Below are 16100 nucleotides of genomic sequence, written 5' to 3' on the forward strand. Positions count from 1 at the left end.
CCGGCGAAATGCTAGGTTGCCCCGGCTTGGGGAAGGCGGGGGGAAGGCGGGGACCGACGTGGCGCTGTTTGAAAGCATGTTGACGCTGGTGGTGGTCGCCATCCTGCTGTTGCAGGTGTCACGCCGCCTGGCCGTGCCCTACCCCGCCCTGCTGGCCCTGGCCGGCGGGCTGGTGGCGGCCCTGCCCTGGTCGCCCCAGATCAGCATGGACCCGCGCCTGGCGTTGACCCTGTTCATCGCCCCTACCCTGCTGGACGCCGCCTACGACCTGCCGCCGCGATCCCTGCGGCCCTTGTGGATTCCGCTGGTGGCGCTGGCGGGCCTGGCCGTGGTGCTGACCACGGCCGCCGTCGCCTGGGCCGGCGTGGCCCTGGCGGGCATGCCCCTGGTGGCGGCCGTGGCCCTGGGCGCCATCGTCGCCCCGCCGGACGCGGCGGCGGCCAGCACCATGCTGGGCCGCTTCAGCCTGCCCCGCCGCACCGTCACGGTGCTGAAGGGCGAAAGCCTGCTGAACGACGCCGTGGCCCTGCTGATCTTCGCCACAGCGGTAGGTTGGGCGCAGGACGGAAGCCTGGAGAAGCTGGCGCCGGAGGTGGCGCTGGCCGTGCCCGGCGGCCTGCTGCTGGGATACCTGACGGCGCGCGCCTACATCGTGCTGTCGCGGCCGCTGGAAGGCACGCTGGGCGGGACCATCGCCAGCTTCGCCGGTACCTTCACCGTCTGGGTCATCGCCGACCGGCTGCACCTGTCCGCCATCCTGGCCGTGGTTGCCAACGCCATGACCCTGGCCCACCACGTGCCCTATCGCCAGCGGGCCCGCGACCGCGTCAACACTTACGCCGTGTGGGGCACGGTGGTTTTCCTGCTGAACGTCCTGGCCTTCCTGCTGACCGGCTTGCAGGCCCGCACCATCCTGAGCCACCTAGGCGACGGCCAGCTGAACCGCGCCCTGGCATTCGCCGGCACGGTGCTGGCGGTGGTGGTGGGCGTGCGGCTGGCCTGGGTCATGCTGTACAACCGCATGGTCAACCTGATCGCCCGTTGGGGCTGGTACGACCAGCCGCCCAGCCTGGCCCAGGGGCTGGTCGTGTCCTGGTGCGGCATGCGCGGGCTGGTGACCCTGGCGACGGCGCTGGCCCTGCCGGAGGGTTTCCCCGAGCGCGACCTGATCGTCCTGTGCGCCCTGGCCGTGGTGCTGGGCACCCTGGTGGCGCAGGGCCTGACCCTGGGGCCGCTGATCCGTCTGCTGCGCTTTCCGGCGGACGATAGCCTGAGCCACGACCTGACGTTCGCCCGCGGCGCCCTGCTGGACGCGGCCCTGGCCAGCCTGGCGGACAAGGACGGCGACGGCGCGCGCCTGATGCGCGAAATCTATGAGCGCGACCGCGCCGCCATATCCAGCGGCCGGCACCCGCGCGAGGCCAGCGAAACCGCCCAGCTGCGCCGCGAGACCATCGCCGCCAAGCGCCACGCCCTGGCCGGCCTGCGGCGCGGTGGGCGGATCGACGACGACGTGTTCCACACCCTGGAGCAAGAGCTGGACTGGGCCGAGCTGGCAGCCGCCCTGCCCGATGAACTGGAGTTGGCCGAGAGCTGAGCATCGGCTTATGCAAAGCTTGCATCACCCTTGGCAGCCACGTGAAGGCATGCTGGTGGCATGAACGCGATCCTTGTCGAGCGGGGCCCCAGCCCCTTCCTGGCCGGCTTCCGCCTGGCCGATGTCACCGTTGGCACCGGCGTCACCCTGCGGGCGGCCGTCGGCGGTGACGGCCCGCCCCTGTTGCTGCTGCACGGCCATCCGCAGACCCATGTCACCTGGCGCAAGATCGCCCCGGCCCTGGCGCGGCGCTTCACCGTGGTGGCCGCCGACCTGCGCGGCTATGGCGACAGCGGCAAGCCGGAAAGCGACGCCGCGCACGCCCCCTATTCGAAGCGTGCCATGGCCTTGGACCTGGTGCTGCTGATGCGGGCGCTGGGGCATGGGCGCTTCGCCGTCGCCGGTCATGACCGGGGCGGGCGGGTGGCGCACCGCATGGCGCTGGACCATGCGGATGCGGTCAGCCGCCTGGCCCTGCTGGACGTGGCGCCCACCGCCACCATGTACGCCCGGACCAACCAGGAATTCGCCACCCGGTATTTCTGGTGGTTCTTCCTGATCCAGCCGGCGCCCCTGCCGGAACGTCTGATCGCCGCCGATCCGGAATTCTTCCTGCGCAGCCATATCGACCGCCAGAACAAGACCGCCGACGCCACCGAACCGGCGGCCTTCGCCGAGTATCTGCGCTGCTACCGGGATCCCGCCACCCGCCACGCCATCTGCGAGGATTACCGCGCCGCCGCCACCATCGACCTGGCGCACGACGCGGCCGACGCCGACCAGCGGGTGACGGCGCCGCTGCTGGCCCTATGGGGCGCGCACGGCACGGTGGGCCAGCTGTACGACGTGCTGGCCACCTGGCGGGAGAAGGCCGACGATGTGCGCGGCCGCGCGCTGGACTGCGGCCACACCCTGCAGGAGGAGCGGCCGGATGAAGTGCTGGCCGCCTTCCTGGACTTCTTCGCCTGACCGTTTCGATTGGATGCGCGTGGCCATTTGGCGCACTCTATGAGTGACGATATTGTCAATGTGTCATTTATCACATACATAAGGGGCGGCGGACCGGTCCGCCTGGATCTCATCATTTGAAGGTCGCACGCCCATGACCACCGCAGCGCGCCCCACCCCCGTCAGCCCGGCCTCCGCCGGCCAGCGCGGCCCCCTCGACCATGAGCGCCGCGCCCAGATCGTCGAGGCCGCCGACCAGCATTTCCGTCACTACGGCTATCACAAGACCACGGTGGCGGACCTGGCCAAGGCCATCGGCCTGTCCACCGCCTACATCTACAAGTTCTTCAGCAGCAAGCAGGCCATCGGCGAGGCCATCTGCGCGCGCTGCCTGGGCGAGATCACCACCCAGCTGCGCGCCATCATGGCCGAGCCCCTCTCTGCGGGGGAACGCCTGCGCCGCGTCTATCCCACCCTGGCGCGGGCCGGTGCCGACCTGTTTTTCGAGGAACGCCGGCTGCATGACATCGTCGTCACTGCCGTCACCGAGAACTGGCACGCCGGCACAACGTATGAGGAAGAGCTGCGGGACATGGTGCGCGCCTTGGTCGTCGCCGGGCGCGAGGCGGGGGAGTTCGAGCGTGAAACCCCGCTGGACGAGGTGTGCCTGGCGATCGAGGAGACGCTGTGGCCCTTCGCCCACCCCCTGATGCTGGAAGAGAAGCTGGACATGCTGGATGCCGCCACGGCGGCGGTGGCCGGCCTGGTATTGCGCAGCTTGCGTCCCTGACATGTGATAAGTAACGGATGAAGCATTACGAGTGACGGATTGACGAAATCATCACTCGTGCGTATGTTCGAAGCTCCTTCAGGGATGGAGCTTCGCCATGCGGCACCCCGTATCTTCCCGCCTGCTGACCCTGGCCATCCTGGCCCTGGCCGGCACCTCGCTTTCCGCCTGTGACAAGCCTGCCCCCGACCCGCGCACGGCCGAGCGCCTGGTGCGCGTCGCCACGGCCCAGCCGGCGGTGCGTGATGAACGCGCCTACGTTGGCGTCGTCACCGCCAAGGTGCAGAGCGGCCTGGGCTTCCGCGTGGCCGGCAAGGTCACCCAGCGCCTGGTGGACCCCGGCCAGTCGGTGAAGGCCGGCCAGCCGCTGATGCGCATGGACAACACCGACTACGCCCACGCCATCACCACGCAGCAAGGCCAGGTCGCCATGGCCAAGGCCACCCTGACCCAGGCCCGCGCGGATGAGGCGCGCTACCGCGCCCTGGTGGGCAGCGGCGCCGTCTCCCCCTCCGCCTATGACCAGAAGAAGGCCGCCGCCGACAGCGCCCAGGCGCAGTTGGACGCGGCGCAAGCCCAGTTGCGCGTGGCGCAGGATGACAGCGCCTACACCACCCTGGTGGCCGACGCCGACGGCACGGTCATGGACACGCTGGCCGAGCCGGGCCAGGTGGTCACCGCCGGCCAGATCGTGGTGCGCCTGGCCCATGCCGGCCCGCGCGAGGCGGCGGTGAACCTGCCGGAAACGGTGCGGCCGGCCGTGGGGTCCCACGCTATCGCCACCCTCTACGGCAGCGCCGTGCGCGCCCCCGCCACCTTGCGCCAGCTGTCGGATGCCGCCGATACCCAGACCCGCACCTATGAGGCGCGCTACGTCCTGGATGGCGCCGCTGCCCAGGCCCCCCTGGGCGCCACGGTGACGGTGCGCCTGTCCCAGACCGGCGACGACGCCCCGCCCGTCTCCGTGCCGCTGGGCGCCCTGAATGACGAGGGCAAAGGCCCTGGCGTCTGGGTGCTGACACCCGAAGCCGGCGGCGACGCGGTCACTGGTGATCGGGCCACCGTCGCCTTCCGCCCGGTGACGGTGGGCCAGTTGGGCGCCGAGGAAGCCACCCTGCTGGGCGGCATCAAGGCCGGCGAGCGGGTGGTGGCCCTGGGCGGCCACTTCCTGCGTGAGGGCGAAAAGGTGCGCGTGGCCCAGGCCAGCGGGGCTTCGGCCCAGGCGGTGCTTAAATGAGCGGCTTCAACCTGTCCGCCCTGGCGGTCCGCGAACGCGCCATCACCCTGTTCCTGCTGGTCGCCATCACCCTGTCCGGCGTCTACGCCTTCCTCAAGCTGGGCCGCGCCGAGGACCCCGCCTTCACCATCAAGGTCCTGACCGTCAGCGCCGTCTGGCCCGGCGCCACGGCGCAGGAGATGCAGGACCTGGTGGCCGAGCCCCTGGAAAAGCGGCTGCAGGAACTGCGCTGGTACGACAAGGTGGAGACCTTCACCCGGCCGGGCATGGTGCTGATGACCCTGTCCCTGCAGGACAAGACGCCGCCGTCGGCCGTGCCGGAACAATTCTACCAGGCCCGCAAGAAGCTGGGGGACGAGGCCCGTACCCTGCCCACCGGCGCCCTGGGCCCCTTCGTCAACGACGAGTATTCCGACACCGACTTCGCCGTCTACGCCGTGAAAGCGCCCGGCATGCCCGCCCGCCAGCTGACGCGCGAGGCGGAAACCCTGCGCCAGCGCCTGCTGCACGTGCCGGGTGTGAAGAAGGTGGACATCCTGGGCGAGCGGCCAGAGCGCATCTTCGTCGACTTCACCTACGCCCGCCTGGCCACCCTGGGCATCGGCGCCCGCGACATCTTCGATGCCCTGGCCCGCCAGAACACGGTCACGCCGGCCGGGTCCATCGATACCGATGGCCCCCAAGTCTACATCCGCCTGGACGGCGCCTACGACGACCTGGAGAAGATCCGCGAGACCCCCATCGTCGCCGGCGGCCGCACCTTCAAGCTATCGGACGTGGCGGAGGTGAAACGCGGGTATGAAGACCCGCCCACCTACCTGATCCGCCACGACGGCGACCCGGCCCTGGCCCTGGGCGTGGTCATGCAGGACGGCTGGAACGGGCTGGAGCTGGGCAAGGCGCTGGACGCGGAAGAGAAAAAGATCGCCGCCGAACTGCCGGTGGGCCTGACCCTCAGCAAGGTCAGCGACCAGGCGGTGAACATCCACGAGGCCGTGGGTGAGTTCATGCTGAAGTTCTTCGTGGCCCTGGGCGTGGTGATGTTCGTCAGCCTGGCCAGCCTGGGCTGGCGCGTGGGCATCGTCGTGGCCGCCGCCGTGCCGCTGACCCTGGCCGCCGTCTTCGTCATCATGCAGGTCACCGGCCGCGCCTTCGACCGCATCACGCTGGGCGCCCTGATCATCTCGCTGGGCCTGCTGGTGGACGACGCCATCATCGCCATCGAGATCATGGTGGTGAAGCTGGAGGAGGGCTACGACCGCATCAAGGCCGCCGCCTACGCCTGGAGCCATACGGCCGCCCCCATGCTGTCCGGCACCTTGGTCACCATCATCGGCTTCACGCCCGTGGGCTTCGCCAAGTCCACGGCGGGCGAGTATGCCGGCAACATCTTCTGGATCGTGGGCTTCGCCCTCATCACCTCCTGGGTGGTGGCGGTGGTGTTCACGCCCTACCTGGGCGTCCGGCTGCTGCCCAACATCCGGCCCATCCCCGGCGGGCACGCGGCGATTTACGCCACCCCGCGCTATCAGCGCCTGCGCCGCCTGATCACCTGGGCGGTGGACCACCGCGGCCGGGTGGCCCTGGCCGTGGTCGGCACCTTCCTGCTGGCCGGCGTGGGCATGGGCTTCGTCAAGCAGCAGTTCTTCCCCACCTCCGACCGGCCGGAGATCATGGCGGAGGTGCAGATGCCCGAGGGCACCAGCATCGAGGCCACCAGCGCCGCCGCCAAGAAGGTGGAGGACTGGCTGCGCCGGCAGCCGGAGGCCAAGATCGTCTCCACCTATGTCGGCCAGGGCGCGCCCCGCTTCTTCCTGTCCTACAACCCCGAGCTGCCCGACCCGTCCTTCGCCAAGATGATCGTCCTGACCCCGGACGACAAGGCGCGCGACCGGCTGAAGGACAACCTGCGCCAGGCCATCGCCGACGGCCTGGTGCCGGAGGCCCGGGTGCGCGTCACACAGCTGGTGTTCGGCCCGCCCTCGCGCTTTCCCGTCATGTTCCGCGTCAGCGGGCCCGATGTGGCGGTGCTGCGCGGCATCGCGGATCAGGTGCAGGCCGTCATGCGGGCCAACCCCGACACCCGCCTGGTGAACCAGGATTGGGGCGAGCGGGCGCCCACTCTGCACTTCGTGCTGGACCAGGACCGCCTGCGCCTGATCGGCCTGAACCCCACCGACGCCGCCCAGCAGCTGCAGTTCCTGTTGACCGGCGCGCCGGTGACCCAGGTGCGCGAGGACATCCGCGTGGTGCAGGTGACGGCGCGCAGCGCCGGGCCCGACCGCCTGGACCCCGCCCGCCTGGGCGACATGACCCTGACCAGCGCCGATGGCCGCCTGGTGCCGCTGAGCCAGATCGGCCATGTGGAAGTGCGGGCGGAGGAGCCCATCCTGCGCCGCCGCGACCGCGTGCCCACCATCACCGTGCAGGCCGACATCGACGACGCGCTGCAGCCGCCCCAGGTGTCCATGGCCATCGAGAAGGCACTGGCCCCCATCATCGCCAAGCTGCCCGCCGGCTATCATATCCAGATGGGCGGCAACATCGAGGAAGCTGGCAAGGCCAACGCCGCGCTGGCGCCCATGTTCCCCATCATGGCGGCCCTGATCCTGCTGGTGCTGGTGTTGCAGACCCGGTCCCTGTCGGCCATGGCCATGGTGTTCCTGACGGGGCCCCTGGGCCTGGTCGGCGCCGTGCCCGTCCTGCTGATCTTCCACCAGCCCTTCGGCTTCAACGCCATCCTGGGCCTGATCGGCCTGTCAGGCATCCTGATGCGCAACACCCTGATCCTGATCGGCCAGATCCACACCAACCAGCAGGAAGGGCTGTCGCCCTACCACGCGGTGATCGAGGCCACGGTGCAGCGGGCGCGGCCCGTCATCCTGACGGCCCTGGCCGCCGTGCTGGCCTTCATCCCCTTGACCCAGTCGGTGTTCTGGGGCTCCATGGCCTATGTGCTGATCGGCGGCACGGCCGTGGGCACGGTGCTGATCCTGGTCTTCCTGCCCGCCCTTTACGCCCTGTGGTTCCGGGTGAAGGCGGACGGTGCCGCGGCGGCACCGGCGGAGGCGCCCCATTACCCAAGGGCGGTGCCGGCGGAGTGACGCCGATGCTGTGAAAAACCCCGGCCGGGTCGCCCCTGGCCGGGGTTTTTGTTAGCTAATACAAACCGCTTACTTGGCCTCACCATCCGTCCGGTACTTCTTGAACCAGGCCAGGATGGCGTTGGTCTCGCCCACCAGTTGCGACGGGCGTTCGGCCAGGCCACCGTGGCTGGCGCCGGGCACGCGGATCAGGGCGGTGGGGATGCTGCGCAGCTGCAGGGCGGCGTAGTACTGCTCCGCCTCGCTGGGGGGCGTGCGGTGGTCTTCCTCGCCCACCATGACGGCCGTCGGCGTCTTGACGTTGCCCACCAGGCTGAGCGGCGAGCGGCGCCAGTACTGCTCCTGATCCTCCCACGGCATCTTGCCGAACCAGTACTTGGCCATGAAGGTGTAGCCGTCGACGGTCAGCACCTCGCTGGTCCAGTTGATCACCGGCTTCTGCGTCACCGCCGCCTTGAAGCGGTCGGTCTTGCCGACGATCCAGGCCGTCAGCACGCCGCCGCCGGACCCGCCGGTGACGAACAGGTTGTTGGGATTGACCGAGCCCTTGGCGATGGCGGCGTCCACCACGCTCATCAGGTCGTCGAAATCCTGGCTGGGATAGTTGTGGTGGATCTGGTTGGCGAAGCTTTCGCCATAGGATGTCGATCCGCGCGGGTTGGCGTAGACCACGATATAGCCGGCGGCGGCGTACAGCTGGTCCTGCGTCGACCACACGGGGCCGTAGCTGGCGAAGGGGCCGCCGTGGATTTCCAACACCAGCGGGTATTTCTTGGCGGGATTGAAGTCGGGCGGCGTCACCATCCAGGCGTCGATGGGCAGGCCGCCGGCGCTGGAGGTGGTGGGGAGATGCTGCACCTTGGCCAGGGTCTTGCCGGCGAACAGGCTGGCGTTAAGGGTGGTCAGGCGCTTTTGCTCCCCCGGGCCGGTGCTGACGCCGACATCGGCCGGGTGGGTGGGGTCGCCCCAGGGGAAAGCGACCACGCCTTCCTTGGACACGCTGAAGCCGCCGCCGGAATAGGGGCGATCCAACTCGCTGCCGGCCAGGCCCTCGGCCACCGTGGTGATCTTGCCGTCCAGGGTGACGCGGGCCACCTTGGTGACGCCGTGGTCGGTGTAGAGGGCATAGATGGACCGGCCGTCCGCCGCCCAGCGCGGGCTGCCCAGGTCGCGGTCGAAGCCGGCGGTCAGGGCCCGCACCTCGCTGCCGTCGGCGTTCATGACCGACAGCACGCTGTTCTGGTAGCCCAGTTCCTTGTCGTCGAAGCCGACGTAGGCGATGTGCTTGCCATCCGGCGACGCCACCGGTTCCTGGTCGGGACCGTGGCGCGTGGTCAGCTGGGTCAGGCCGCCGGTGGTGGTGTCGACGGAGAAGACGTCGGAGTTCAGGGGATCGCGTTCCCAATCCTTGCCGTGGTTGGTGCTGAACACGATGTGGCGGCCGTCGGGCATCCACGACAGGGCGCCACCGTCGTCATACTGGCCGTTGGTCAGCTGGCGCGGCGCGCCGCCATCGGCGGGCACCACGAAGATGTGGTTGAAACCGGGACGGACGTAGCCCTCGCCATCCTCGCGATAGTTGATGGTGGTGATGACCTTGATGGGGTCCGCCCACTTCGCCCCCTCCGGCGCCGCCAGGGAGGACCCGAGGCTGCTGCCCTCTTCCGGCACGAACATGCTGAAGCCGATCTGCTTGCCGTCCGGCGACCAGGCGATATCGGACGGACCTTCCGGCAGGGCGGTGATGGCCGCGCTGTTCCCGCTGCCCGCGCCACTCAGCCAGCGTACCCAGATTTGCGGCTTGTCGCCCGGGCCCTTGGCCACATAGGCCAGACGGGTACCGTCCGGCGACCAGCGCGCCCGGCTGCTGCCCGGGACGCCCAGCGGAGTCTGCTGGCCGCTGGCGACATCCACCAGCCAGATCTCGCTGCGGGCGTTGTCGGTCATGATGTCTTCGGACGAACGGGTATAGGCGATGCGCTTGCCGTCCGGGCTGATCTGCACGTCCTTGGCCTGCGACAGGGCGAAGGCGTCGCGCGGCGTCAGGGTATGGGCGGGGGCCACCGCCTCGGGCGTGGTGGCGGCGGGGGCAGCGGCATGCGCCAGCGCGCAGGGCGCGACGCCCAGCGTAAGGGCCAGCGCGAACGCCGCCCGGTGCAAACGTATGGTCATGTGGGTCCCATCTGCATTGTTCTTCTGTCGGCCCGGGCCCCGCTCCCGGTGCAGGCGCACAGCCTGTCACGTTTGCGGGGCCGCCGCCAGACGGGACCTATGGCCCGGTGGCTATCCGCCGCCCACCGGCGTCACCACCCGGCCGGTGCCGCCGCATCCTCCGTCCGGTGGGGGTTGGGTCGCATTCGGACCACAACCCCCGACCGGCGGATTGGATGCGTTCCGTCACGCCGCGCGTACCGCCGTGACGAAGCGGCTGACCTGTTCGTCCAGGGTCTTCAGCTGCTGCGCCAACTCCCCGGCCGTGCCCAGCACGTGGCTGGCGCGGTCGGCGCTGTCCACCACCACGTCGCTGACGGCGTGGATGTTGGTGGTGACGGCGCGGGTGCCGCGGGCAACGATGCTGGCGTTCTGCGAGATTTCCCGCGTCGCCGCCCCCTGCTGCTCCACGGCCGAGGCGATGTTGGCCGCCACCTCCTGCGCCCGGGCCGACACCTCCGCGATGGTGCGCACCTCGGCCACCGCCCGGCCGCTGGCCTGCTGCGTCGCCTCGATCTGGGCGGTGATGTCCTCGGTCGCCTTGGCCGTCTGATTGGCCAGGTTCTTCACCTCCGACGCCACGACGGCGAAACCCTTGCCGGCCTCCCCCGCCCGCGCCGCCTCGATGGTGGCGTTGAGGGCCAGCAGGTTGGTCTGGCTGGCGATCTGGGTGATCAGGTTCACGATCTCCGTGATCTTTTCCATCTGGCCGGCCAGGTGCTCGATGGTCTGGCGCGCCGTCTCCGCCCGGGAGGCGGTGTCGGTCGCGATCTCGGCGCTCTGGGTCACGCGGGTCGCGATCTCGCCGATGGAGGCGGACAGCTGTTCCGCCGCCACCGCCACCGTCTCCACGCTGGTGGACGTCTCGTCCGTGGCCACGCGCACGGCGTCGCTGCTGCGCCGCGCGTCGGCCAGGCCGGCCGCCAGATGGTTGCTTTGCGCGTCCACCTGGCCGCTGGCCTGCGCCACCAGCTTCAGGACGGAGGAGACGTTGGCCTCGAAGTCGTTGGCCAGCCGTTCCGCCGTGGCGCGGCGCTCCCGCTCCGCCGTCTCCTGCAGCTGCGTGCGCTCCTGGTGCAGCTTCGTCACCTCGGCCGCGTTGCGCTTGAACACCTCCAGCGCGCGGGCCATGGCGCCGATCTCGTCGCGCCGGTCCACCGCCGGCGTGGGCACATCGACGGCGCCCTCGCTCAGCGCGATCATGGTGCCGGTGATCTCATCGATGGGCCGCGCCACCAGGCGGTAGGTCACCGCCCCCAGCAACAGCACCAGCACCGCCACCGTGACGCCCGTGGCCACCATGATCAGCATGCCCAGGGAGCGCAGGGGCCCGAAGGCCTTGGTCGCGTCCATGGTCACGCCCACGTACCAATGGGCCGAGGGCAGATCCTTGATGGGATAGAAGGAGGTGAGGGTGTTGCCCGCCTGCTCCGGCGTGCGGCCCAGGTGCTGCTGGATGTCGAAGCCCTCGGCCAGCTTCTTCATCACCCGGTCCTTGTCGGGGTGGACCAGCACGGTGCCATCGCCGTCGATCAGGAACACCTGGCCGTTGCCGCCCAGGTCGAAGGACTTCAGGAAGGTCTTGACCATGTCCAGGTCCAGGTCGCCCGCCGCCACGCCCAGCAGCGTCCCGCCCTTCATCACCGGCGTGGCGATGGTCAGCACCAGGTTGCCGCCCGACGCGCTGACGTAGGGCTGGGTCATGAAGGTCTGGCGGGCGGCGTCCGCGCCCTTGTACCAGCCGCGCTGCCGCGGGTCGTAGCCGGGCGGCAGATCCATGGCGGGGAACATGGTGAAGACGCCGGCGGTGTCGCCCAGGTAAACGGGATTGAAGGTGCCGCTGAGCGTGGATCCCGCCAGCAGGTCCTTCACATGGCCGCCGTCGCTGACCGCGATGTCGTCGGCCAAATTGCGCACCAGCGAGACACGGCCCATCAGCCATTTCTGGATGCCATCGGCGGCCGACTCGCCCGTCGATTTGATTTGTGTATTGATCTGCGCCGTTAAAGTGTCACTTGATACAGAGTAGATGACATATCCAAGTACGCTGAAGGCCAGCGCCACAAATACTGCGGTGAAAGCGACAATTCTGTAGACGAACTTCGTTCTCTTGCCCGACTGCTCAATTGAGCGCATGCCAGCATACGGTCTGGAGTTCATTGCCCCCTCGCACTGTCATGTCTGTTTATAGGGGCGGTCAAGGCCAGCCCCGTTAAGCAACAGACTAGATCAGATTTCAAAGCGGTTAAACGCCAAATTTTTGCATGTGCGAGAAGTTTTCCGCATCTGCACCTTTAAAGGGCAACCGCCTCCGTCCAGGGCAGCGAACGCCCATAAAATCCGCCCTCGGCATGAACCCTTGCCTGTCCGGCGCCATCCCGCAACCCGGTGCTTGCCCCGCCTCAAGGCCGGACTAGGCCGACCTGCGAATGGATTGGGGCGGCGCGCCGAAGGTGCGGATGAAGGCCCGCCGCATGCGCTCAGTATCACCGAAACCCGTTTCAACGGCGATACGATCCAGCGAAGCCGGGCTTTCCTCCACCAGGTCCCGCGCCACCTCCAGCCGCAGCTGCTCCACCGCCTTGGCCGGGGTCATGCCCTGCTCGGCGGCGAAGGCGCGGGCGAAGTTGCGCGGGCTCATGGCCGCCTGGGCCGCCAGTTCCTCCACCGTCAGGGGCCGGGCCAGATTGTCCCTTACCCAGGCCAGCAGGTCGCCGAAGCGGCGGCTGGTTCCCTGCATCTCCAGCAGGGTGGAGAATTGCGACTGTCCGCCCTGGCGGCGGTAGGGCACGACCAGCTGACGGGCGGTGCGCCGGGCGATGGCCTCCCCCTGGTCCTCCGCCACCAGGGCCAGCGCCAGGTCGATGCCGGCGGTGATGCCCGCCGAGGTCCAATAGGCGCCGTCGCGGATGAAGATGCGGTCAGCCTCCAGCCGCACCTGGGGGAAGCGCCGGGCGAAAGAGCTGGTGCGGTACCAGTGGGTGGTGACCCGCCGCCCGTCCAGCAGGCCGGCCGCCGCCAGCAGGAAGGTGCCGGAACAGACGCTGGTCACCCGCCGGGCGTGTCTCGCCACGGCACGGGCGTAGTCCAGCAAGGCGGGCACGGCGCTGGCGGCGTTGACCCCCTCGCCGCCCGCCACCACCAGCGTGTCCACCTGCGCCGGGTCCACCAGCGGCCCCGCCATCAGCAGGGCGCCGGAGGAGCTGGCGACCGGCCCGGCCTCCAGCGCCATGACGCGGATGTCATAGGGCTGCCGGGCGTAGCGGCCCGCGATCTCGAACGCCGCCAGGGGTCCGGTGACGTCCAGGATCTGAAACCCGGGATAAGCCAGGAAGGCGATGGTGCGGGCCATGGGCGCTGTACCGTCATTGGCAGGAAAGGTGGGATTTATGGCATTGCTGCCAGAACCTGTCGAGAGCACCGTTGGCTCCGCCCTCTCCGCCAGCCTGGAGCTTTCCCATGAACCAGACCGCCTTCACCGTCGTGGAAGTCGTCTTCCCCCTGATGACCCAACTGGACTTCACCGCCCCGCACCAGGTGTTCAGCCGCCTGCCCGGCATCACCACCCGCGTGGCGTCCGCCACCGGCGGCACCATCGCCTCACACGAAGGCCTGCGGTTCGAGGGGACGGAGCGGCTGGCCGACATTCCGGCCTGCGACCTGCTGTTCATCCCCGGTGGCATGGGTATCGCCGCTGTGCTGAACGATGCCGAGACCATGGGGCAGGTCCGCCGCCTGGCCGAGGGCGCCCGCTATCTGACCTCGGTCTGCACCGGGTCGCTGGTCCTGGCCGGGGCCGGCCTGCTGAAGGGCAAGCGGGCGGCCTGCCACTGGGCCTGGCGCGGCCAGCTGGCCCGGTTCGGCGCCGTTCCCGACGCCGGCCGCGTGGTGCGCGACGGCGACATCATCACCGGCGGCGGCGTCACCGCCGGCCTGGACTTCGCCTTCACCGTGGCCGCCGAGATCGTGGGGCCCGACGCGACGGAGGCCCTGTTGCTGATGCTGGAATACGCGCCCGAGCCACCCTTCGCCGGCGGCCGCCCGGAACTGGCACGGCCGGAGGTGAAGCGGCGGGTGGATGAGATCTACGGCGCCACCCTGCCCAAGCGCATGGCGGAGGTGGAGGAGTACGCCCGCCGCATGTCGCCCTAAGCCAACCGCATCCTGGCCCTGAGCCCCGGATGATTGTCCGCCAGGTCGAAGGCGCCGCCGTGCAGCTTGGCGACGGCGCTGACCAGGCTGAGGCCCAGGCCCACGCCGGGGGTGCCACGGCCCATGTCGCCGCGGTAGAAGCGTTCCGTCACCCGGGGCTTTTCGTCATCGGGGATGCCGGGGCCGTTGTCGCTCACCGACAGCTCGACCTTGCCATCCGCGCCGCCGCCCACCTCCACCACGATGGCGCCGCCCTCGGGCGTGAACTTCAGGGCGTTGTCGATCAGGTTGCCCACGGCCTGGGCCAGCAGGATGGGATCGCCCAGGATGGTCATCATCCCCTGCTCCCCCTGGAAGGTCAGGGCGACACCCTTCAGCTCCGCCGCCGGCAGGTAGAATTCCACGGCCCCGGCCGCCACCTCCGCCACGTTGACCTCGGCGAAGCCGGAGCGGCGGGCGCCGGTATCGATCTCCGCCAGACGCAGCAGGGCATTGAAGATGCCGATGACGCGGTCGACATCGGCCACCGCCCCATCCACCTCGGCATAGGTCTCGGCCAGGGGCGGGCGGGTGACGCTCACCTCTTCCAGCCGCGACCGCAGCTCCGCCAACGGTGTGCGCAAGTCATGGGCGATGGCGTTGGAGACGTTGCGCACGCCGTGCACCAGCTGCTCGATCTGGTCCAGCATGCCGTTGATGGTGCGGGACAGGGTGTTGAACTCGTCCTGGCCCCGGGTGGTGGGCAGACGGCGCGACAGGTCGCCCTGGACGATGCCGGTGGCGGTGCGGCTGAGATCGTCGATGCGGCGCAGCACCGCCCGGCGGATGAGGAAGCCGCCCAGCATGCCCAGCAGCAGCAGCACGCCCATGGCCGCCAGCAGGCTGTACCAGAAGCGCTGTTCCAGGGGGCGGAAATGGGCCATGTCGCGCGCCACCACCAAGTGATAGCCGCCGGGCAGCACGACGTGCACCAAGCGCGCCTGCACCGTCCGGCCGTTCAGCTTGATGGGGGCGTTGTAGACGCCCTGCCGGTCGGGGAAGTCGCCGGGCCAGGCCGGGAGGTTGCCCGCCAGCACGGTGTGCGCCGCATCCGTCAGCAGCAGAAGGCGCTCCGCCGCGATCTGCATGCTCATGCGCTCGTTCAGGAAGGCCACCAGCCCGTCGGGCCCGCGCTGGCGGAACACCTCGGTGAAGCGCTGCGCGTCCTCCTGCAGGATCTCGGTGCGGCCGTCGTCGATGGTGACCCGCCAGGCATAGCCCAGGGGGGCGGCGAACAGCACCAGCGTCACCAGCCCCAGCAACACGTAGCTGAGCGCCAGGGTGTAGGCGGAGGAGCGCAAGGGCGAGGCGGGGGCCGGCGCCATGTCAGCCGCCCGCCGTCATCATGTAGCCGGCGTTGCGCACCGTGCGCAGCAGCGGCGGCTCCCCCTCCCCCTCGATCTTCTGGCGCAACTTGCTGATGTGCACATCGACCACGTTGGTCTGGGGGTCGAAGTGATACCCCCACACCCCTTCCAGCAGCATGGTGCGGGTCACCACCTGGTCGACGTGGCGCATCAGGTACTCCAGCAGCTTAAACTCCTGGTTCTGCAGGGTGATGACCCGTTCGCCCCGGGTCACCTTGCGCGACAGCAGGTTCATGCGCAGGTCCCCCACCGCCAGGCTGGTTTCCGGCGCGGCGCCGGTGGGCGACCGGCGCATCAGCGCGTCCAGCCGCGCCAGCAGCTCGCCGAAGGCGAAGGGTTTGGTCAGGTAGTCGTCGCCGCCGCTGCGCAGGCCCTTGATGCGCTCATCCACGCTGCTGAGCGCGCTGAGGATCAGGACGGGCGTCTGCGTGCCCATCTTGCGCAGGGTCTCGATGATGGTCAGGCCATCGATGTCGCCCGGGAGCATGCGGTCCATGACGATGACGTCGAAGGGTTCGCCGGTCGCCAGGAACATGCCGTCCCGCCCGTTGTCGACGTGCTCCACGGTGTGTCCCGCCTCGCGCAGTCCCTTCACGACGAAGCGCGACACCCGTTCGTTATCCTCGACCAATAACACCTTCATGGCAGCACCTTC

General features: G+C 69.4%; 11 protein-coding genes. 6 read left to right on the forward strand and 5 right to left on the reverse strand.

Annotation, left to right across the window (positions count from 1 at the left end):
- The first annotated feature begins 58 nt into the window (after window positions 1-58).
- The 5 genes from FBZ89_RS04865 to FBZ89_RS04885 all read left to right on the forward strand — a co-directional run bounded on the left by FBZ89_RS04865 (window position 59) and on the right by FBZ89_RS04885 (window position 7676).
- Window positions 59-1597: a cation:proton antiporter gene (locus FBZ89_RS04865; RefSeq protein ID WP_145748875.1), complete on the forward strand. Its 1539-nt coding sequence runs from the start codon at window positions 59-61 to the stop codon at window positions 1595-1597.
- Between the two features lie 60 nt (window positions 1598-1657).
- On the forward strand, window positions 1658-2566 hold the full coding sequence (locus FBZ89_RS04870) for an alpha/beta fold hydrolase (RefSeq protein WP_145748876.1): 909 nt from the start codon (window positions 1658-1660) through the stop codon (window positions 2564-2566).
- 133 nt (window positions 2567-2699) lie between these two features.
- Complete coding sequence (locus FBZ89_RS04875) at window positions 2700-3335, forward strand: TetR/AcrR family transcriptional regulator (RefSeq protein WP_145748877.1); 636 nt, start codon at window positions 2700-2702, stop codon at window positions 3333-3335.
- A gap of 97 nt (window positions 3336-3432) precedes the next feature.
- A complete protein-coding gene (locus FBZ89_RS04880) occupies window positions 3433-4572 on the forward strand; it encodes an efflux RND transporter periplasmic adaptor subunit (RefSeq protein WP_145748878.1) in 1140 nt (379 codons plus the stop codon).
- Window positions 4569-7676, forward strand: coding sequence for an efflux RND transporter permease subunit (locus tag FBZ89_RS04885; protein ID WP_145748879.1), 3108 nt, complete (start codon window positions 4569-4571; stop codon window positions 7674-7676). The genes FBZ89_RS04880 and FBZ89_RS04885 overlap by 4 nt, the downstream gene beginning before the upstream one ends.
- Window positions 7677-7745: 69 nt before the next feature.
- Here FBZ89_RS04885 and FBZ89_RS04890 read toward each other — a convergent pair whose 3' ends face one another.
- The 3 genes from FBZ89_RS04890 to FBZ89_RS04900 form a co-directional block, all read right to left on the reverse strand.
- Window positions 7746-9848 (reverse strand): S9 family peptidase, encoded by a 2103-nt coding sequence (locus FBZ89_RS04890; protein ID WP_246172039.1) that lies wholly within the window; start codon window positions 9846-9848, stop codon window positions 7746-7748.
- A 225-nt stretch (window positions 9849-10073) separates the two neighbouring features.
- Window positions 10074-12047 carry a methyl-accepting chemotaxis protein gene (locus tag FBZ89_RS04895; RefSeq protein ID WP_145748880.1) on the reverse strand — a complete coding sequence of 658 codons (1974 nt, stop codon included), beginning with the start codon at window positions 12045-12047 and terminating at the stop codon, window positions 10074-10076.
- Between the two features lie 253 nt (window positions 12048-12300).
- The gene (locus tag FBZ89_RS04900) at window positions 12301-13239 is read right to left on the reverse strand and encodes a GlxA family transcriptional regulator (protein ID WP_145748881.1); all 939 of its coding nucleotides are present in this window, start codon (window positions 13237-13239) and stop codon (window positions 12301-12303) included.
- A 107-nt stretch (window positions 13240-13346) separates the two neighbouring features.
- Between FBZ89_RS04900 and FBZ89_RS04905 the strand changes: the two genes are divergently transcribed.
- Complete coding sequence (locus tag FBZ89_RS04905; protein ID WP_145748882.1) at window positions 13347-14039, forward strand: DJ-1/PfpI family protein; 693 nt, start codon at window positions 13347-13349, stop codon at window positions 14037-14039.
- Here the strand turns inward: FBZ89_RS04905 and FBZ89_RS04910 are convergent.
- Both FBZ89_RS04910 and FBZ89_RS04915 read right to left on the reverse strand, forming a co-directional pair.
- Window positions 14036-15403: a sensor histidine kinase gene (locus FBZ89_RS04910; protein ID WP_145748883.1), complete on the reverse strand. Its 1368-nt coding sequence runs from the start codon at window positions 15401-15403 to the stop codon at window positions 14036-14038. The two genes, FBZ89_RS04905 and FBZ89_RS04910, sit on opposite strands and share 4 nt — an antisense overlap.
- A 1-nt stretch (window position 15404) precedes the next feature.
- Entirely contained in the window at window positions 15405-16088 is a 684-nt protein-coding gene (locus FBZ89_RS04915) for a response regulator transcription factor (RefSeq protein WP_145748884.1), read from the reverse strand.
- Between the last annotated feature and the right edge of the window lie 12 nt (window positions 16089-16100).

Origin of the sequence: Nitrospirillum amazonense (assembly GCF_007828045.1) — a bacterium.
Lineage (GTDB): Bacteria > Pseudomonadota > Alphaproteobacteria > Azospirillales > Azospirillaceae > Nitrospirillum > Nitrospirillum amazonense_C.